Below are 20015 nucleotides of genomic sequence, written 5' to 3'. Positions count from 1 at the left end.
TGCGCGTTTAGATGCGACCGAACTGCTTCACTGCTTCCGCAATCGAATGAAACTTCTCAATAAACGGATACATCGAGTGCTCGCTGTTATCCAACTTCTGCGCGAGCACCAAAACCTCTGGCGCATTTTCGCGCGGCACCACCACCACGCCGTCCTGATCGGCAACGATGATGTCGTTCGCAGCAACCTTCACTCCATCACAGTCGATGGTCTGATTCGTCCCGCCAAAGCGATAATGCCCGACAGAAGTAGAAGGCACACTACCGGTGGAGTAGACCGGAAAGCCTATCCGCTTCAGTTGCGGCAGATCGCGTACACCTCCATCAATCACGGCTCCGGCAAATCCCCGCGAGAACATGGCGGTGCCCATTAGTCCACCCATACCAGCAATGTCTGCGCCGTCTTCCACGCTCATCACGTAGACGGAACCAGCGCTGCCGGAGTCGATCGCTTTGAGCATTCCTGTAAGCGCATCTGCGTCGTGATTTTCTTGTTTAACGAGTTTGACGGTAAGGGCCGGACCCGCAAACTTGGTCGGAAAGATGGACTGCATGTGATGAGACATATAGCTCTTCTTATGCAGCAGCTGCTCAATCGCATCCGACACGGAGGCAGCCTCCACATGGCGGTAGGCATCGAGCATTGCAACAGGATCGGTCTTATATTCTGCTGCAGTCTTTGGTGTATCCGCGTGAACGATGTGGGCTGCCGATGCCATCAATCCACAGATAGCAACAGCCAGCAAGACAAGGCCATATCGGATAGAGCGCAAGGTGTGCTGAAACATTGGGAGTCTCATAGCAACTGATACTGCTCCTTGAATGCGGAGGGAATCAAGGCGGAAAGGTTGAAGGAACGATGGAGCCGCTGAGGTTGACCGCAGCGGCCCCGGAGAACAACACAAGGGTTGAGCTAGAAGATGATCTTCCCAGCGAGTTGAAGAACGCGCGATCCCGTCAGTTCACCGGGGATCGCCTGGACCGAAGTGACAGTACCCGCGCTACCGGCGCTCACAGCCGTCGAGTTCAGCGCAGCCGCATTGAGTGTGGCATTCGGATTCGCCGCGCTCGGGTGGTTGAAGACATTCGCCGCCTCTGCACGGAACTGAAACTTGGCTCGGTCCGTGATGGAGAAGTTCTTGAACAAGGACATATTCACGTAGTTGAAACCTGGCCCGTGGAGAACGTTCCGTGCCGTGTTACCAAACGCGTAGTTGTAGTTCGTGCCACCTGTGCCGTTCGGCGTCTGCTGTGCGACCGGCAACTGGTAGGCAGTCAGGTCGAAGCAAGGCGTCGTGTTGCCGCTGATATAGGTCTGGATGCTGCAGTTCGACTTGGGAGCATGTACCCAGCTCGGACGTTCGGAACCCTGATCCAGACCAGCACTGTTGTAACCAAGAGTCACGTTGTAGGGCATACCGGACTGAAGGTTGACGACCGCGTTGACCTGCCAACCACCGGCAGCCTCGCGAACAAGAAGGTTCGACCCGCTGAACTTCGGGAGCTCGTAAGTGACCGCACCGACGAAGCGGTTACGGATATCCCAGTTGGAATTGCCGTAGTCCGCCGCGAGATTGAATGGCTGCGAAGGCGTGCCGCCACCGTTCGAATCGGAAGAGACATCCAGGTCATGCGACCAGGTGTAACTCGCCTGACCCGAGATTCCGTGGAAGGAGCGCTGACGTAGAACCAGTGTTAGCCCTTGATAGTTCGACCACGCAATGTTCCGGAGATCGCGGATGGAACCGAATAGCTGGTTAGGACGAACAAGGCACGTCGCTTGTCCGCAGCTACCCTGTGCGGAACCAAGATTCACTTTCGTGGGCTGAGTGAAGACGACGCCAGTGCCTCCAAAGTTCGGAAGGTTGTCGTAGTCGCTGGTGTCAAGATCAAGTGAACGAGATCCGACATACTGCGCTTCCGCGGCCGCGCCCTTCCAGAGCTCCTCGCCCACAGAGAGATTCCACTGATAGCTGCGCTGCGTCTTGTTTGCCGGGTCATATGTGACCGCGCTGCCGTAAGTGCAGCTCGGTGAGCAGGTGCCGGTCACAGGCGAAGCACTGGCTTGACCAGGCGTGGGGTTGGTGAATGAAAGCGGGTTCGCAGCCGTACCTTGCGCAGCTGCATAGCTGAAGTAAGCGCCGAAAGGATAGTTGTTGCTGGTAAGCAGAGTAAAGCTGTTCAGTTGGTTGGCGTTGTAATAGAAACCAGCGCCGCCACGCACCACGGTATGTGGAAGAGCCCGATAAGCGAAGCCGAGACGAGGTCCCCAGTTATCGTGCGTGGGGCTGGCGAGCTTGTAGCCCGGAACCGGCGTGAAGCTGGCAGCCGTGGTCGCCGAGGAAACAGGCAACAGCACGGTTTGCGCAGCGTTCATTGTTCGGACGTACCCGTTAAGGCTGTACGGAACGGTCGGCAGATCGTAACGCAGACCATAGTTGAGCGTCAGCTTGGAGGTCGCCTGCCAGTTGTCGAGGACGAAGAAGCCATCGCGATACTCAGCGACCGAACCCTTCGGGCTGGCTACCGGCGTCTGCACATTGTTGGGCAGGCCGAGTACGAAGTCCGCACCGCCGTATCCGGTTACTGAACCTGTGAAGTTGAACAGACCAAGAACCTCGTTGGCTGCAATACGTCCCGTCTCGAGCTTACGGATTTCGACGCCGGCGATGATGTTGTGCTTTCCGTGGGTATAGCTGATCTGGTCATAGCCGTCGAGCGTGCGATCGTCCTGGAACCAGTTCGTGCCATTGTTGCCGATGTTCATGCCCGTGTTGCTTGTGACCTGCACGTTCGGGATGCCCGGCATGTTCTGTGTCGTGTCGTAATTGAAACCCGGAATACCCAGATCGGTGCCCGCTGTCTTCAAGCCATTCTGGTACCAGTAGTTCACCGCAGCGGTGTAGAACTGGTTCAGTCCGAGGTGAAGATCATTGACGATGTTCGGCGTGATGATATGCGTATAACCGATCGCGTAGTTACGGCTGTTAGCTGGACCATAACCACCGGACACGGGAACCTGGTTACCGTTCGCGTACGTTAGATCCTGCCAGTGAAAGCGCAAGAAGAGCTTCACCTTCTCGCCGATGTTTTCGTCCACACGCTCGAGGGTCTGCGCTACGAAGAGGCGGCTGGGGAAGTTGACGCTCGCAAGGTTATTCTGCGTACCGTTTGCCGTGGAGGTTGTGGTGTTCGGAAGCGGAACATAGGCTTCGTACTTCTTTGCGATCGCAGCGGCGGCAGTGGCAAGCTCATTCGCAGGGATCACGTTGCCCGGATAGTAACCACCATTGACAGTCGGGTTCTGGGGGTCTTTGATGCAGGTGGGAGTGTAAGAACCTGCCACCTGACCTGCCGGGAGCACGCACGCCGTGCCGTTCCAGGAGCCCAGTGCGGAAAAGTCTCCGTTCCGCATCGCCTGTGTCAGCACGCTGGCGGTACCCGTGGACTGCGCCTTTTGATTGAGCTTTTCATAAGAACCGAAGAAAAACGTTCGGTTGCGGCCGTTGTAGAGCTTCGGCACGAAAATTGGGCCGCCGAGTGTGAAGCCCCACTGGTTGTAGTTCAACGGCGCCTTCAGCGTTGCCGGCGTCGTTGACGTTGCTTTTTTATCCGTGAAGTTGCGCGCATCCAGATCCGTGTTCTTGATGTAGTCGTAGAGCACACCATGAAGATCGTTCGTGCCGTACTTGCTGATCAGGTTGATGTGAACGCCGAGGTAGGCGCCGTACTGAGCCGAGTAGTTACCGCTCTGCATCTGCACTTCTGAAACCATGTCGGTGCTCGGGCGAGCAGGCGTCACATTACCCAGGTTGTTCATAATGGAGATGCCATCCAGCGTGAGTTCGTTCTGCGTCTCGCGCTGGCCAGCGCCGATGAAGTCGACACCCGGAGGATTACCCGAATAGCTCGTCTTCGATCCAACGATGACGTTCGACGCCAGAGCCGCGACTTCAAGGGCGTTATGTCCCTGGATCGGAAGATCCTCGACCTGCTTGGTCTCGAACGTCTCTCCAAGACTTGCATCATCCGTTGCGAGTGGCGGAGTTGACGCGGTAATCGTGACGGTATCCGCAGTCGATCCAACCTTCAGAGAAACATCCGTACGTACAGCGATATCCACGGGAACAGGTACGCCGACAGTCGTCGTTTTGCTGAAACCCTTTTCCTCTGTGGTCAGGTCATATGTACCGGGCTGGATGAAAGTGATCGCGTAGTAGCCGGCGCTGTTGGTCACTGCCGAGTACGTCACCTTGGTGGCCTCTTCCACCGCAGTCACCTTCGCGCCAGAGACGACGCTTCCGCTCGAATCGAGCACTGTGCCTACGAGCGAGGTGTTGTTTGCAACCTGGGAGCTGAGCAGGGTGGGGCTCAGCAGAAGTCCGAGGCAATAAATCAGTTTCTTCGTCACGGTAGTCTCCTGAAAAATTCTTGTAGTGCCAAGCAATGCAGAATTTGGAGCAACTCGCACACGTCCGGCTACGGGGTAAGCGTGCCCTTCGAATTCACAACGAGTCGTGTGCTGTTCTTGAATGTGACGATTTGATTACAAGTCGGAAAGACTGTCATGAGGCAGTTGCCGGTGCGCGAACTAGGACAAATGACGTAGCAACCTCGCAAGCGCGAAGGGTCGCAGGCAGCCGGGAATATACGCAGCTGCCTTGCCACGGGTACGAATTTTTCTAAGTGAGCGGCAGGAAAGGTGCTACTCGAGGTGCACGATGCCCCGTTGCAGGGCATAAATGGTCGCCTGCGTTCGATCGCGCGCGCCCATCTTGTCGAGCACAGAGCTGACGTGGATGCGCACCGTCTTCTCTGCAATGTGGAGGTCTTCTGCAATCTCGCGGTTGCTGCGTCCGCGCGTGATGCAGGCGAGCACTTCACTCTCGCGAGGTGTCAGTTCCACTGACGGCATGCGCTCTGCCAGGCGATCCAGCGCCACATGCGGAAGGTATCGCAAGCCGCGATTCACGCTCTGGATCGCATTCAATAGTTCTTCGCCACTCGCATCCTTCGTAAGATACGCCATGGCGCCGCTGCGTACGGCGCGGTAGATATCTTCACTCCCCTGGTAGTTGGAAAGCACCACAATGCGCGCGGTAGGAAACTCCTTGCGCAACTGGATGATGACATCGAAGCCACTCATCTGCGGGAGTCGAAGATCGAGCACCACCACATCCGGTCGTAGACTTCGATACAGCTCGATACCCAGCAGGCCGTCACCAGCCTCACCCACAATCTGGATCTGCGGATGTCCTGACAACACCGAGTGCAACGCCATGCGCGCAAGAAAATGGTCCTCAATCAAAAGTACGTGGATCGCCTTCATATCCCGATCCACCGTATGATGTGCTGTTCTTGACGCAAAGGTTGCTGCATAGCTTTGAAGGATACCCTGACCACCACCTCTGTGCCAGCTCCAAGCGAACTCTGCATTCGCAGTGTGCCTCCCAGCTTGCGGGCGCGCTCCTCCATTACCGGTATTCCGAAATGGCCCCGGCGCGACTCCGACCGATCAGAGAGGTGAAAGCCGCGGCCATCATCTCGAATGGAGAGATAAACCGCATCGGCCTCGTACTTCAGATGGATCGCGATCGCTGAAGGCTGCGCATGTCGGATCGCGTTCGACACAGCCTCCTGTCCGATACAGACCAGGTGATGCACAGAGCTCGGCGTCAGCGCGATCTCCTCTCCTTCCACATCGAGCGTCGTGCGCACAACATCCTGCATGTGATTCGTTGCTAGCGTCCGTGATAACGCCAGAGAAAGAATATTGGTGACCTCTTCTGTATCGCGCAGATCCCAGATGATGCGGCGCGCCTCTGCCTGGCAGTGCGAGACCATGCTGCGCGCGAGTTCACAAGACTTCGCCGCCGGTGTCGCTGCAGAATCGCTGTCATGAAATAGCTTGGATGTCGCCTCCAGTTGCCAGGAGATCGCAGCGAAGCCGGCCATCAGCGTGTCATGGCACTCCCTCGAGATGCGGTTACGCTCCTCCAGCACGATGCCGATACGCCCCTTCATCATTTGCACACGCCGACGGAACAGATGCACCGCCAGGCCAGCCGTCACCAGCACCAGCGCCACGTAGAAGTACCACGTCTGGTAGAGGTGGGGCATCTGCCGCACCGGCAGCGACGCGATGGGCGACACCCACGCTTCGCCGCTGTTGCGCGCCTGTACCTCAAACCGAAAGCTGCCCGGCGAAAGATGACGGTACCGAGCGGAGTGCGCGTACGTGTTCGTCCAATCCGAATCATAGCCCGCAAGCCGGTAGCGGTACTCCACGTGCGCAGGATTGGAGAGAACACTTGAGTTGAAGAAAAAAATAACGTCGGTCTGACCTGCCTCGAGCTCAACGTTCGAGCCGGTCAATGTATCCGCCGTGCTCGGATCATTCGACAATGTCCAGCCCGTCACCGTAGCGTCGGGGCTGAAAGCTCCAACCTTTTCCGCGACATCGGTCGTATGTACGAATCCCTTTGCAGTCGCGAACCACAGTGTCCCATCCGCCGTGCGTGTCGCAGCTGGCTTGGAGACGCCATCGCACTCGCTCGACCGCATGCCATCGCCCTTACCCAGAACGACAGTCGAAAGTTTCGCCTGCTTACCCGCAGCAACCTCATGCAATTCGGCGATGGAGATACGAACGATTCCACGCGAGGTCGCCAGCCAGAAATGATTGTCGTTGTCTTCGATCGCCGTGCTGACCAGCAGGGGAGCGATCCCGCTGCTCTTCGGCAGCGACGTCGTCTCTTCCCCTCGAATCAACGACAGCCCACCGGCCTTTGTGCCGACCCATGCCGAGCCTAGACTGTCGAGCGTCACGCAAAGAATGTAGGAGTGGGGCAATCCGCTCACGGCGATCGCCACGCCATTGCGCACGCGATAGAGGCCAGTGCTTGTGCCTACAAGGATTGAGCCATCGACATCTTCCGTAATGCACGTGATTAGCTTCGACTCCAACAACGGTGGCGGATGAGTCGCCGTTGGCTCGCCGCCGGGAAAATAGAAGAGCCCCGTGTAGGTTCCCACCCACAGCCCACCGTCGCGGCTGGCAAGGATCGAACTCACCGCATTGCCAGGAGATTCAATACCCAGCAAGTAGTGGTGAAACGCGCGACCGTCGTAGCGATAGATCCCATCGAACCACGTCCCCACCCAGATCTGTCCACGCCTGTCTTCTGCCAGCGCACGGATCGGCGTGGAGACTGGCATCCCCGGCGGGCTCATCGGTTGCAGCTGCCCATTGTGCCGTCGGAAGAGTCCCTTGCCCCAGGTCCCCAGCCATAGATCTCCGTGGCTATCGGCAAATGTATTTGCAGCGAGGTCTGCTCGGAAACCCTCAGGCGTCCCATACGGAGCGAATGCTCCCTTGCGCCATCGGCTGAGACCGCCGGTACGCATCCCAATCCACAGGTTCTGCTCCTTATCGACAAGCAGCGAGCGGATCGTATCGTCGGCGAGCCCATTGCTCGACGACCAATGTGACACGCCATCCTCTCCAAGCCTCCAAAGTCCGCCTCCGCGCGTGCCGATCCACAAGTTGCCCATCGCATCCCCAAGCAAAACCGTCACCGGCGCGGAGACCGTGGCCCTTGGCACCTGATCGAATCGATCTGAAAATTCGCGGGCATTGCCCTTGCGAAGAACTAACTGCAACACGCCCTTGGCCGTTCCCACCCACAGCCGCTGCTGCTCATCGCGATAGACAGCCACAGGTGTGCCAGCGGAGCGAAGTGGAAAGGGATGCACCACGCCATCACTCCAATGAAAAAGTCCCGACGCCGTCACAAAGAACATGCCACCAAATCCGTCTTCAGCAAACGGGGTCGTGATGTCCCCGGAGATCATCCCCGCTGATGAAAGCACCTCCATCTTTTCGCCGCTGAAGCGCTCCACGCCGTTCTGCGTTGCGATCCAGAGCACCCCTTGCGCGTCTTCATGCATCGCTCGAACACGTTCATTGAAGCGCCCCATTCGCTCGCTGATGTTTACTGTTCCCGAGCCGCTGCGATACAGCACCCCGCGGCCATCGGTGCCAATCCAGAGGTCGTGGTTTTTGCCGTACAGCACTGAGTTCACGGCTTCGTTGTCGATCAGCCCGTTCACTTCAAGCGGGACGTTCTTGAAGCGGAGACCATCGAAGGTCGCCAGACCGGACGACGTCGCCAGCAGCAGATCTCCATCCGGCCGCTGTGCGATTGTCCGCACATAGTTTTCAGGCAGGCCATCCTCCACCTGCCAGTCCTGTTTCTGATACTCCGATAAGTGAAGCACCGTAGTACGCGTCGCTGCCGATGCTGCCACGCAGCTGAACAGCGCGATCACCAGCACCAGCGCCAGCCTTCGTCTTGGTAAACGCGTCAGCAGCCCTACGGGTTGAGTATTCGCACAAAATAGTTTGGACATCACAGGCCTTTGTCTATGAGGAAATCATAGCCTCTCCCCGGCACTGCGCCGAAGCCGCCTGCCCGATGTCACGACTCGAGCGGCCGCTCCGGATGCACTGTCAACCAGCAGATTGCTCCCACCACCGCCAGCGCAGCGGCGATCGCGAACGACGTGGTCCAGCCGAATCGTTGTGCGATCCATGGCGTTAGTGACGCCGTCACCGCCCCTCCGATCTGCCCCCCCATGTTCACCATGCTGGAAAACACTCCCGAACTGCGGCCGGCAATATCCACCGAGACCGACCAGAATGAACTCTGCGACAGGTAGAGCGCTCCCGCTCCGCCCGCGAGAATGATCGCCGCCATCTGCGGACTATGGATCTGCGATCCGACCACGAGAAAGGCCGCCGTCATAAATAGCGCCGCAGCAGCAAGTCCGCAGCGTCCAGCGCGAAGTCCATAGACGCGCGTAAGCCAGTCGCTCAGCGCTCCTCCTGCGAGACAGCAGACCGTCATCGAAAGGAACGGATACATCGTGTAGCGCGCGCTCGATTTGAGATCGAAGCCTCGCACCTGCGCCATGTATAGAAAGAACCAGCTGAAGAAGATCCATGCGACATAGCCGAAGCTGAAATAACCGAGCATCAACGCAGGCAAATCGCGACGCTGCAGGATCGCTCGCCACGAGATCGTCGCCGCAGCAACCGGCTCTCGCGTGTCGGAAACTGCCGTCGCCGCAGTAGCTGTCGTATACAGTCCATCGTGAATCGTCTCTAACTCCTTCGCCGAAACATACGCATGTTCCTCCGGCGTATCCCTCGCGGCCAGCCACCACACCGCACCCGCAGCAAGCCCGATCAACGCGCTGTACCAGAAAGCCACACGCCACCCTTGGTGCGTGATGACCCAGGTCAAAATCGGAGGCGTCAATCCGCTGCCTGCGCCAACGCCAGCGAAGATCAGCCCGTTAGTAAAGCCGCGCTCCTGCACGGGCACCCAGCGTGCGACAAATTGATTCGCCGCCGGATAGATCACGGCCTCGCCCGCACCAAGCGCAAAACGAATCGCAATGAGCAGCGCCACGGTGTGCGCGATCCCCGTTGGCATCAACGCCGTCAGAGCCGTCGCCACACCCCACCACAACACACCTAGCGAAAGCACACGCCTCGGGCCGAAGCGCGCAGCCAGCCAGCCAGCCGGTACCTGAAAGCCCGCATATCCGATCAAAAATGCGCTGAAGATCCAGCCCAGCCGTTGATTGCCGAGACCGTACTCCTGACTTATCTGCAGGCCAGCAATCGAGATATTTGTTCGATCCAGAAAAGCGACGCCGCTAAGAACAAACAGCCAGAAAGCCAGGAAGAACCTGACGTGGGTACGACGCACTACGGACATTTGACCTACTCCCTGCGGATGAATTACGCGTTTGAGAAAAACATGGAGCAGTCTACACTGCGCGCATCGAATCCCCCTCGCAAACACCGTTGCAAGCCCTTGAAGGGCGCAAATTCCCTATCGCGCAGGAAATTACAACAAGATCATCGCGGGCAATGGCCGATATTTCAAACGCTGCACAATGCCATACTGCGCGAGTACGTCTGATTTTTTTGAGGTTTTTTGTTATGCTGCCCGGTTTACCGTTTCAACCCAATCCCATAATCAACGGCCTGGAGGTCCACGTCCTGATCTCCTGGCATCCCGGCGACGTCTTCCAGGCCTCCGTCATGGCTTCCGAATGGAAGAGGAGCTGGAGCAAGTTCTTCACCTCCAAGCAGGAATGTCTCGCTGAACTTTATCTTCTCGGCCTGCTAAAGACCGTCGATGCCGAGGAAGTATTTGGCAGTGATATCGACGCGAAGGATGAGTTCTTTCTGCTTGTCAGTCGCGCCGTACCCGAGACACTCGTGGCCGCTGAATTTGTCGAGGTCACACATGGCAAGAGCAATTAGCTGAGTTCGATGCCCTAACGAGACGAAGCTGTGAACACCGATCATCGGCACTCACAGCTTCGATCAATCAGGTCGAACGCCCCTGCTGCGAACGCTAAAGCTTGTACGCCTTGCGCACCAGGTTCACCGTCAGGTCCTGCGCCAGTTCAAACGCCTCGTCCTCATCCAGGCGATGTTCCGCCACCATCTTGCCGAGGAAGGCGCAATCGACGCGGCGTGCCACATCATGCCGCGACGGTATCGACAGGAACGCGCGTGTGTCGTCGTTGAAACCAACAGTGTTGTAGAAACCCGCTGTCTCCGTTGCCGTCTCGCGGAAGCGCATCATGCCCTCCGGTGAGTCGTGGAACCACCACGGTGGCCCCAGCCGCAGGCACGGATAGTGCCCTGCCAGCGGCGCCAGCTCGCGGCTGAACGTCGACTCATCCAGCGTGAACAGGATGAACGTAAAGTTCGGCTCGTTTCCATACTTTGACAGCAGCGGCCGCAGCCCGCGCACATACTCCGTAGGCGAAGGAATGTCCGCGCCCTTGTCGCGACCGAACTTCGCATACACCTTCGCATTGTGATTGCGGATCGAGCCGGGATGCAGCTGCATCGTCAGACCATCTTCCACGCTCATGCCCGCAAGCTCCGTCAACATCTGCGCCTGGAACAACTCGATGTCGCCCGGGTTCGTCTTGCCGGTGTAGATGCGCTCGTACAGAGCGGTCGCCTCGCCCAGCGGAAGGTCGGCGGTCATCGCTGTCAAATGCCCATGGTCGGTCGCCGTCGCGCCATTTTCCTTGAAGAAGGCTCGGCGCTGGCGCAACGCATCCAGATACCCCTTCCAGGTCGAAACATCCTTGCCGCTCACCTCTCCCAGCAGCTTCAGGTTGTCATGGAAGCCGATGTACTCCGCATCCACCACGGAGTCCGGGCGAAAGGTCGGCAGCACGCGGCCCTTCCATCCTGAGGCCCTGATCTTCTGGTGCTGCTCCAGCGTGTCGGTCGCGGCGTCGGTCGTCGCCAGCACCTCGATATTGAACTGCTCGAACAGCGCGCGCGGCAGGAACTCCGGCGTCTGCAGCAACTTGTCGATGTGCTCGTAATACTCGTCAGCATTGTCCGCGCTCAGGCGGTCCTTCAGCCCGAACTGCTCCTGAAACGTGTAGTCCAGCCACAGCCGCGTCGGCGTTCCGCGAAACAAATAATAATGCCGCGCAAAGATTCTCCACGCCTCGCGCGGATCCGCCTGCTGTTTGCCGTCCACCTGTGGCACACCCAGCGACTCCAGGCTCACCCCCTGCGAGTACAGCATCCGAAAGATGTAATGGTCCGGCTGCAGCAGCAGCGCCGCAGGGCTCGGGAATGGTTTATTCTCCGCAAACCACTGCGGATCCGTATGCCCATGCGGACTGATGATGGGGAGGTTGTGGATCGACTCGTACAGCTTAACGGCCACGGAACGCGCCGCACTCTCAGCAGGGAATAAACGATTTCCGTTCAACATCAAACAATCTCCGGTGGAGCAAATGTCTACCGCAGAAGCGTAACAGAGTTTCCTGATTGCTGTCAGACAGGATTTCGGACCGCCCGTCTACGCTATACAGCTGACTCAGCGTTGTCCGATCTCCACGAAGCTGCTCTACTTAGGATTACGGCCTTTTTGCCACGGGAGTCGAACGTCTTGTCCGAAAGCCTTACCGCTGCCCACATCCTGTCCACCGCTGACTTCCACGCCCGCGTTCACGCGCTCAGCCCGAAGATCGCCGTCTTCGACTGCGACGGTACCCTCTGGTCCGGCGACGCCGGCTCCACCTTCATGTGGTGGACGATGGAAAACGGCGTCCTCGGCTCCGAGCAGACCGCTTGGATGAATCAGCGTTATGACGAATACAAGCGAGGCCAGGTCTCTGAGCTCGCCATCTGCGGCGAGATGGTGCAGGTCTATCGCGACCTGCCCGAATCGACCCTGCGCTCCGCCGCGGCCGAGTTCTTCGCCACGCGCATTGAGCAGAACATCTTCCCCGAGATGCTCGAGCTCATCCACGCACTCCAGGCCAACGACTGCGACATCTGGGCCGTCAGCTCGACCAACGACTGGGTTATTGAAGAAGGTGTTCAGCGCTTCAACATCCCCGCAAACCGCGTTCTCTGCGCTCGCGTTGCAGCCGAGAACGGCATCGTCACCGATCGCCTGCTCGACGTTCCCACGGACGAAGGCAAGGTCACCTCCCTGCATAACGCCGGGATCACCGCGCCGGACGCGGTCTTTGGCAATTCCGTCCATGATGCTGCGATGATCTCCATCGCGCGCGGACCCTTCCCGGTAAATCCCACCCCTGCGCTCATACAACGCAGCATCGACGAGGGTTGGCCCGTCTATTACCCCGCTTCGGTCACTCCCAATCGGTAGCGTTGGCCCCTTATCCCTGTCCGACACGTCTACACTGTAGAAGATCGTGAAGCAGCCTATCCGCAAACTTAACGGACGACGCCCGACAGCCGCTCCCAGGCCGTTGCGCCGCGTCGTGGCTGCTCTCATCTTGCGTGGCGAAGCTCCACATCTGGAAATATTCATCTGTCAGCGCCGCCCCGACCAGCCCATGGGCCTCAAGTGGGAGTTCCCCGGAGGCAAGATCGAAGAGGGAGAAACACCCGAAGAAGCTCTCGCCCGCGAGCTCTCCGAAGAGCTCGGCATCGACGCCACCATCGGCCGCAAAATCACTACCATCCGCCACAACTACCGCAACGGCGGCGTCATCGAAATCGGCTTCTACACCGTCACGGAGTATCGTGGCGAGATGGTGAACCACATCTTCCAGCAGATGCTCTGGAGTCCTATCGGCGACCTGCCGACCTACGACTTCCTCGCCGCCGACCTCACCCTCATCCGCGACCTCGCCGACGGCAAACTCCTCTAACCCTAGCAAGAATCTGGGTGCCCCATGTCCCGCTTCTGGAACGTGGGTTCGATGGATGCAAGCGATGGTCTAGTCGTTGATCCCAAGCCCCTCAAGTATCCGCGGCGCACACTTCTCAATCCTGGCGGCCCGCGTCGCCGACTGCTTCGCTCCAGCAAAGTGAAACAGATACGCCTTCTGCCGCCCCGGCGTCAGCGCGTAAAAAGCCTTCTTCAACTCAGGCATCGTCTTGAAAGCTTTTTCGAGCTCGTCAGGCGCGACGTACTCTGACCGCTCCTTCAGCTTCACCGTTAGCCCGGCCTTTTCGATCTTGATCGCCTCAGCAACGTAGCTCTTGATGGCGGCCCGATTGGCCGCAATCTCCTCAGAGTCTTTGAAACGCAACTGCCTCACGGACTGGTGCGACCCCGGCTGGAAAAGCAGTTTCTTTGTATCCTTCAGCAGCGCACCCTTGAAGAACATCAGCGCAATGTACTCGTTGAAACCCTGAATCAAAACCACGTTCTTCGCGTTGAACGAAAAACACGGCTTCGCCCACTTGTACTCTTCCTCGAAAGGAAATTCCTCAAGGTAGCTGCGCAGCAACTCCGTCTCTTCCGGCCACCTGCGTTTGGATAGCATCGCCATGCCAGCACTTTACCGCATTCGGCGCTGCGCTATCCAGCCGAGACCTTTAACCCTTGGCAAACACCTGATGTAACTGTTGCCACAGCATCACCACCGTCAGCCCGATCACGATCACCGCCGTCGCCCAAGCCACAATATTGAACCAGGTCGAGTTTGTATGCTCGCCCATCAGCTCCTTGTTGTTGATCAGTTTGAGCATGAAGTACAGCACGAACGGCAGCAGCACGCCGTTCAGCACCTGGCTCAAAATCGTCATCGTCACCAGCGGGAAGTTCGGGATCAGCACCACCGCCGCGCCCGCCACAATCAGCAATGTGTACAGCCAGTAAAAAAACGGTGCCTGCCGAAAGCTCTTGTCCACGCCGCTCTCGAACCCAAGGCCCTCGCACACGCTGTACGCCGTCGAAATCGGCAGCACACTCGCTGCAAAGAACGACGCATTGAACAGCCCCGCTGAAAACAGCAGTCCTGCAAAGTTCCCTGCCAGCGGCTTCATTGCCTGTGCAGCATCCGCAGGCACATTGATGTTACGCATCCCGTGCGTATACAGTGTCGCCGCGCACGCCACAATGATGAACCACGCCACCACATCCGAGAAGATCGAGCCGACGATCACATCCATGCGGCTCGCCGCATACTGCTTGATGTTGATGCCCTTCTCCACCACGCTCGACTGCAGGTAGAACTGCATCCACGGCGTAATCGTCGTTCCGATCACACCCACGGTCATATAAACATAATTGCGATCGCTCCACACCGCGCGGCCGGGAACCGTCACGGTCTCGACCAGCGCCTCATGCCACACCGGCTGCGCCAGAAATCCCGCGATGATGTAGCAGACGTAGAATCCGCTCGCCGCCAGAAAGATCTTCTCGACGCTCTTGTAGTCGCCCTTTACCACCAGCAGCCACACCGCCAGCGCTGAGATCGGTACGCTGATGTACTTGCTGATGTGGAACAGCTCGATCGCGCCGGCCACGCCCGAAAACTCCGCAATCACGTTGCCGAAGTTGACCACTACCAGCAGCAGCATGATGAAAAACGTCATGCGCAGGCCGAACTCCTCGCGAATCAGATCGCTCAGGCCTTTGCCTGTCACCACGCCCATGCGAGCGCACATCTCCTGCACCACAATCAGCGCCAGGGTGATTGGAAGCATTGTCCAGACCAGGTGGTAGCCATACTGCGCGCCCGCCTGCGAATACGTAAGGATGCCGCCCGCGTCGTTATCGACAGCAGCAGTAATAAAACCCGGCCCCAGGACCGCGAAAAAGAGGAAGAAGCTGGTCCGCCAGCGCTTCAAGAAACTCACACCGCCACCGCCACGCAGGAGATTACAGCGCGGAGAGGTGTCTCGAAATGAAGAATCATCTGCATGGTCTCTCCCCGGCTCTCTCCTAGACTAACCCGAGCCACCCTGTTCAAGTGCTACATCGCGATGAACGAACCGCTACGGACTTTGAAGGGGACGGGCTTCGGCCCGACCATGAGACATAGATAGAAATGTGGGGCTTTAGCCCCGGAGGATAGCAATTCTCTCCACAATCTTCGCCATCTGCGCATCATTCCCATACCCGTCACGCACCGCCCGCGCTCCCCCCGCCGCCGCAATCCGCCCCCGAGCCTCAGCATCCGGCAGATATCGCCGAATCTTCTCCACGCACTCCTCAAAGCCCGTGAAGAAAACCGCCTCTTCATCCTCTTTGAATCGCGCCAGATGGCCCGCAGACCGCTCCGCCAGCAGAAATCCTCCGCACGCCGCGATCTCGAAGCTCTTATGCACAAACTCGTCCTGGTTCGAGTGCGTAAGAAAGCTCAGATTGATCTTCGAATTCCACACCGCCTCGCGGTACGCAGCCCCATACAGCTCCATCCCCGTATAGAGGGCCGCAGCTGCCTCCGACTCCAGCCGCTCGCGCCACACCCCACTGCCGGAGATCATCACCGGCAGCCCACACTCGCGCCACAGCCGCGTCAGGAACACAGCCCGGTCATCATACGGCGAGCCAATAAATGACACCCCGCGTGTCCGCGCCGCATCGCGCTCCACATAATCAGCCTCATCCGCAAAATGCACCGTCGGCTCATACGCTGTCTGCACCTTGATCACATCCCGCGCCCCACGGCTCTTGTAATCCGCAAAGTTACTGTCGCGCTGCACCACATGCAGATCAAAGTGCGGAATGTCCCGCATATAGAGCCGCCATCCCGGATCGCGCCGCGGCCCGAAGGCGTTGTCGATCATGTAGCTCACACTTGCAACGCCCATCTTGCGAAGTTGCTTCAGCGTTGACGGCTGCAACCCCAGCAGCTTATCCGCCCAGAAGACCTCCGGCCGCTCTCGCTCCGCCATCGCCAGCACCTCGCGATTCAGCCGCCCAACCCACGGACCCACCTGCACGCGATGCTGCACCTTGCGAAGGAACTCGCTCCCCGGTTCAAAGGCATAGCTGTTGATCGGCACCACCGTGTGCCCTAGCCTCTGCAGCGCCCAGAGCCGGTACAGCGCAGAGTCGTTCTCGGATAACTGCGCCGCATACAAAATCTTCACGCAGGCTTTGCCTTTGCCTTGGGATAGGTCCGGGCTTCTGCCCGGACAATACTGCATAGAAATGATGGCGGCGTCAGCCCCGGATGATGCTACTCCGCCAACAGCTGCCCGATCACATGCTCAGCATGGATCACTCCCGCCAGCGCGCCATGAGCATTCACTACCGGCAACGATCGCAGATTGTATTTATCAAACAGTGCGGCGACCTCTTTGTCCTTCGCATGCAGCCCGCAGCTGGCGATATGCCCCACCGTCAGCGCCTGCAGCTTCTCATCGCTCGGCGCCAGCAGGATCTTCGGCAGCGTTACGACCCCCATCAGCTTTTCGTTCTCGCCAAGCAGATAGATCTCGGTTACATTGTCCGGATCGCCTTCGAAGTCTCGCAGCGCCTGCACGGCCTCGAACACCGACGCCTCCATCGGCACACCGAGATAGTCCGTGGTCATCAAACCAGCAGCCGTATCGTCTTTGAACTCCAGCAGTTCCTCGATGTCCTGCCGTTCCTCCGGCTCCATTTCATCAAGGATTGCGTCTGACTCTTCTTCCGTCAGTTCGGCGAGCACGTCCGCCGCCGCGCCCGGATCCATCTCTTCCAAAATCTCCGCGGCTCGCTCATGATCCATGCCCTGCAGCAGGGCCTTCTGCATCTCTGGATCAACCTCTTCCAGCGTCTCCGCCGCCGTCTCCTCATCCAGGCTGGAGAACACCGCGTCGCGCTCAGCCGGAGCTAGCTCTTCCAGAATGTCTGCAATGTCGGAAGGATGCAGCTTCGCCAGCCGCTCTTGCCCAATCTTCAACCGCACCCGTCGCGCCGGATCGCGTTCGATCAGATCCACGCAACCCCACGGTATAACCCGCGAGTGAAACTTGTCCGAAATCCCCTGCACAAACGTGATCGGCAACCCCTTGAAAAGCCTGCGCGATGCACCTCGTGTGCCAACCTCGACGCCAAGAATCGACAGCCCTGCCGTCTCGCCGTCGCGCGCTCCCGGCTCCCACGCCAGGTTCACGTCGTTCACGCGGACGACCTTTCGCCCGTCCACATCGATAATCTGCTGGTCGAGCAGATCGTAATCCAGCAGCAAATACGCATGTCCCGGCTCAAACGCCGTCAGAGGCCCGCTGGCACGCAGCTCGGTATCGTCCTCATTTGGCAGCGCAATCTGCTCCACCGGCAGCAAACGTCGCTCGTTCTTGCCACCCGAGCGTGTCTTTAACACCAGCGCAGCCACGTGGGTCTGGTCCTTCGCCACCTCAACAGCAAACTCCGCCACACGCCCCAGGGACTTGCCCTCGGCATCCACCACGTTCATCCCCAACAGGGTAGAAACGCTCGTCGAAATGGTCACAAGCTCTAACATCGCTTCCCCTACCCTACCCCATTTCGATGCACCAAATCTTCAACAAGCCGTCACGCCTTTGAAGCACTTGCAAAAAGAGAACGGCGAAGCCGAAGCCCCGCCGTTCACTACTGTCTTCTCACTACTGTCTACTGTCTGCTCTACGCCGTTACGGGCTCCAGCACCTGGGCAAGCTTCTTGCCCTTGCGGGCCTCTGCTGCGTTCTTCTGCAGCGCGTAACCAGCGATCAGCGGGAACGCCACGGTCGCCTCGGCGTACACCATCTGCTCATAGGTCAGTTCAACCTTGCCCCACGAGCTGGCCTCCTTCAGCGTCGAACCCGACAGAGCACCATCGCGCACATCGGCAACCGTTACCTGAATCGCATACTTGTGCATCGAAGCGTCCACACCCAGAACGTCGGCAGCCACAACGATGTCCTGCGCAAAGTTCTTCGGCACGCCGCCGCCGATCATCAACAGACCCGTGGTCGGGTTTGCAATCTTCAGCTGCGTCAACTCGTAGAAGTCCTTCACCGAGTCGATCGAAACCACCGGCTTGCCCTGACGGTCATGCTGGTGAGCGACCAGACCGAAGCCAGCCGAGCAGTCCGAGAACGCCGGGCAGAAGATCGGAACCTGCTTCTCGTAGCAAGCCCACACGATCGAATCAGGCTGACCCTGCTTCGGCGTACGACCATGCTTGTCCAGATACTCCGCCATCGCCGCGATGAACTCACGCGATGAGTAGGCGCGCGGCTCCAGCGAGTTGGTGATCTGGTGAATCGTCTCGTCGCAGATACGCAGCTCATCTTCGTCGATAAACGTGTCATAGATGCGGTCGATCTGCATCTCGCGCAGTTCGCCGTCATGCGCGCCGTACTTGTACTCATCGGGAGCGATGTAGTGGCGGTAGCCGAGGGCCTCGAAGAAGTCCTGATCGACGATGTTCGCGCCGGTCGAAACAATCGCGTCGACCATATTGTTGCGGACCAGGTCGACGATCAGCTTCTGCAGACCGGCAGAGATCAGCGAACCGGCGAGGCAGAGAATTACGCCGCACTCGGTATCTCGCACCATCATCTCGAAAAGGCCGGCAGCGCGGGCAAGGTCACGCGAGCTATACGCCATGGGGGCCATGGCATCGACCAGCGAGACAACATTGTGCTGCATGATGTCGATCGGCTGGATTGTGTTGGAGAGGAGTTCTTTTTTGGTCTTCATATCGTCTCCTAGTTTATCGCGCTTCGCCCAATAACGACGCGGTATTTTTATGAATTTCCAGAGACTTTCCCACCCTCATGGAACAGGGCTTTTACTTGATGAAAGCTTGCACAGCCGCATCGAACCTCTCCGGCTGGTCATACATGATGAAATGCCGCGAATCATCCACACGCATCATCGTCACATGCGGCATCCCCGCGTACGAGGTCTTGTACACCGCGTCGTATTTCGCCTCATCCTTCTGAAACGTTGCGTCATACGGATACAGCAGCAATGTAGGCGTCTGAATCTTCGCCATATCGCCGCGCAGGTCCGTCTGCAGGTCCTCGGCCATCGCCTCCACAAAGATCCTACGGTCGCTGGCAACCGAACTCGCCGCCACAAGCTTCTGCGCGTCGACATTCCTCACCATCGCGCCCACCATCATCGGTTGCATCGCAACGAACTGGTCGTCCGGCATCGCCAGCATCTGCTGCGCAATCGCATCTGCCTGCGGCTTCACGTTCTCCACCGTCGCCGCCGGATTGAATACCAGCCCGTAAAACGGCAGCGCATCCACAATGATCAGCTTGCGCGCATCACCCGGATACTTGTCCGCCAACATCAGCGTCAGCAACCCGCCCAGTGAATGCCCCACCACCACCGGCTTCATCCCGACGGTCGCAATGTACTGGTGCAACTCCTCCACAATCGCCGGGAGCATTGGGTTTGCACTCGACGCGCCAGCGTTGCCACCCGCTGGCGCCCCTGCAAACCCATCCACCTGCACCACATGCAGCCGATAATTCGGCCCCAGCAACTCTGCCTCGTGATCCCAAACCGCCTTCGAGCTCGAAAGCCCCGGAATCAGCAGCACATCCGGCTTACCCGCTGTCCCCGAATCCGTCACCGTAAACCGCGTCGGCACAAACGCCGCCTTCGCTGCCGTCTGCGACAACACAGGCCTCACGAGCACGATTCCCGCCAACACTAGCACCGCCGTCGCCAACCACTGCAAAGCCTTCATCTCCGCCTCCTTGACCTTCCA

General features: G+C 58.5%; 15 protein-coding genes. 3 read left to right on the top strand and 12 right to left on the bottom strand.

Features of this window, described 5'->3' with window-relative positions; genetic code table 11:
* Positions 1-7 precede the first annotated feature (7 nt).
* The 5 genes from OHL14_RS12510 to OHL14_RS12490 all read right to left on the bottom strand — a co-directional run bounded on the left by OHL14_RS12510 (position 8) and on the right by OHL14_RS12490 (position 9787).
* On the bottom strand, positions 8-718 hold the full coding sequence (locus tag OHL14_RS12510) for an RraA family protein (RefSeq protein WP_263379690.1): 711 nt from the start codon (positions 716-718) through the stop codon (positions 8-10).
* A 194-nt stretch (positions 719-912) separates the two neighbouring features.
* Positions 913-4410: a TonB-dependent receptor gene (locus OHL14_RS12505; RefSeq protein WP_263379689.1), complete on the bottom strand. Its 3498-nt coding sequence runs from the start codon at positions 4408-4410 to the stop codon at positions 913-915.
* Between the two features lie 294 nt (positions 4411-4704).
* Positions 4705-5328: a response regulator gene (locus OHL14_RS12500; protein ID WP_263379688.1), complete on the bottom strand. Its 624-nt coding sequence runs from the start codon at positions 5326-5328 to the stop codon at positions 4705-4707.
* Positions 5325-8411 carry a sensor histidine kinase gene (locus OHL14_RS12495; RefSeq protein ID WP_263379687.1) on the bottom strand — a complete coding sequence of 1029 codons (3087 nt, stop codon included), beginning with the start codon at positions 8409-8411 and terminating at the stop codon, positions 5325-5327. The genes OHL14_RS12500 and OHL14_RS12495 overlap by 4 nt, the downstream gene beginning before the upstream one ends.
* Positions 8412-8479: 68 nt before the next feature.
* Positions 8480-9787 carry an MFS transporter gene (locus OHL14_RS12490; RefSeq protein WP_263379686.1) on the bottom strand — a complete coding sequence of 436 codons (1308 nt, stop codon included), beginning with the start codon at positions 9785-9787 and terminating at the stop codon, positions 8480-8482.
* 155 nt (positions 9788-9942) lie between these two features.
* Here OHL14_RS12490 and OHL14_RS12485 point away from each other — a divergent pair, with 155 nt between their 5' ends.
* Positions 9943-10341, top strand: a complete 399-nt coding sequence (locus tag OHL14_RS12485) for a hypothetical protein (RefSeq protein WP_263379685.1) — start codon at positions 9943-9945, stop codon at positions 10339-10341.
* A 94-nt stretch (positions 10342-10435) separates the two neighbouring features.
* Here OHL14_RS12485 and uxaC read toward each other — a convergent pair whose 3' ends face one another.
* Positions 10436-11833, bottom strand: a complete 1398-nt coding sequence (uxaC, locus tag OHL14_RS12480; RefSeq protein ID WP_263379684.1) for a glucuronate isomerase — start codon at positions 11831-11833, stop codon at positions 10436-10438.
* Between the two features lie 177 nt (positions 11834-12010).
* Between uxaC and OHL14_RS12475 the strand changes: the two genes are divergently transcribed.
* Both OHL14_RS12475 and OHL14_RS12470 read left to right on the top strand, forming a co-directional pair.
* Positions 12011-12739, top strand: a complete 729-nt coding sequence (locus tag OHL14_RS12475) for an HAD family hydrolase (protein ID WP_263379683.1) — start codon at positions 12011-12013, stop codon at positions 12737-12739.
* Between the two features lie 46 nt (positions 12740-12785).
* On the top strand, positions 12786-13247 hold the full coding sequence (locus OHL14_RS12470; RefSeq protein ID WP_263379682.1) for a (deoxy)nucleoside triphosphate pyrophosphohydrolase: 462 nt from the start codon (positions 12786-12788) through the stop codon (positions 13245-13247).
* Between the two features lie 69 nt (positions 13248-13316).
* On the opposite strand, the gene OHL14_RS12465 is transcribed toward OHL14_RS12470, so the two are convergent.
* From OHL14_RS12465 to OHL14_RS12440, 6 genes are all read right to left on the bottom strand, one after another.
* On the bottom strand, positions 13317-13874 hold the full coding sequence (locus OHL14_RS12465; protein ID WP_263379681.1) for a YdeI/OmpD-associated family protein: 558 nt from the start codon (positions 13872-13874) through the stop codon (positions 13317-13319).
* Between the two features lie 46 nt (positions 13875-13920).
* Positions 13921-15186 carry an Nramp family divalent metal transporter gene (locus tag OHL14_RS12460; protein WP_263379680.1) on the bottom strand — a complete coding sequence of 422 codons (1266 nt, stop codon included), beginning with the start codon at positions 15184-15186 and terminating at the stop codon, positions 13921-13923.
* A 201-nt stretch (positions 15187-15387) separates the two neighbouring features.
* Positions 15388-16425, bottom strand: coding sequence for a CgeB family protein (locus OHL14_RS12455; protein WP_263379679.1), 1038 nt, complete (start codon positions 16423-16425; stop codon positions 15388-15390).
* Positions 16426-16514: 89 nt separating this feature from the next.
* Entirely contained in the window at positions 16515-17738 is a 1224-nt protein-coding gene (locus OHL14_RS12450) for a magnesium transporter MgtE N-terminal domain-containing protein (protein ID WP_263379678.1), read from the bottom strand.
* Between the two features lie 188 nt (positions 17739-17926).
* Positions 17927-18988, bottom strand: a complete 1062-nt coding sequence (locus tag OHL14_RS12445; protein WP_263379677.1) for a 1,9-bis(guanidino)-5-aza-nonane synthase — start codon at positions 18986-18988, stop codon at positions 17927-17929.
* A 91-nt stretch (positions 18989-19079) separates the two neighbouring features.
* Positions 19080-19994: an alpha/beta fold hydrolase gene (locus tag OHL14_RS12440; protein ID WP_263379676.1), complete on the bottom strand. Its 915-nt coding sequence runs from the start codon at positions 19992-19994 to the stop codon at positions 19080-19082.
* Between the last annotated feature and the right edge of the window lie 21 nt (positions 19995-20015).

It is taken from the genome of Granulicella paludicola (genome assembly GCF_025685545.1).
GTDB classification, from domain to species: domain Bacteria; phylum Acidobacteriota; class Terriglobia; order Terriglobales; family Acidobacteriaceae; genus Granulicella; species Granulicella paludicola.
The sequence above is the reverse complement of the archived record's forward strand: the minus strand, read 5'-3'. Positions and strand labels throughout refer to the sequence as shown.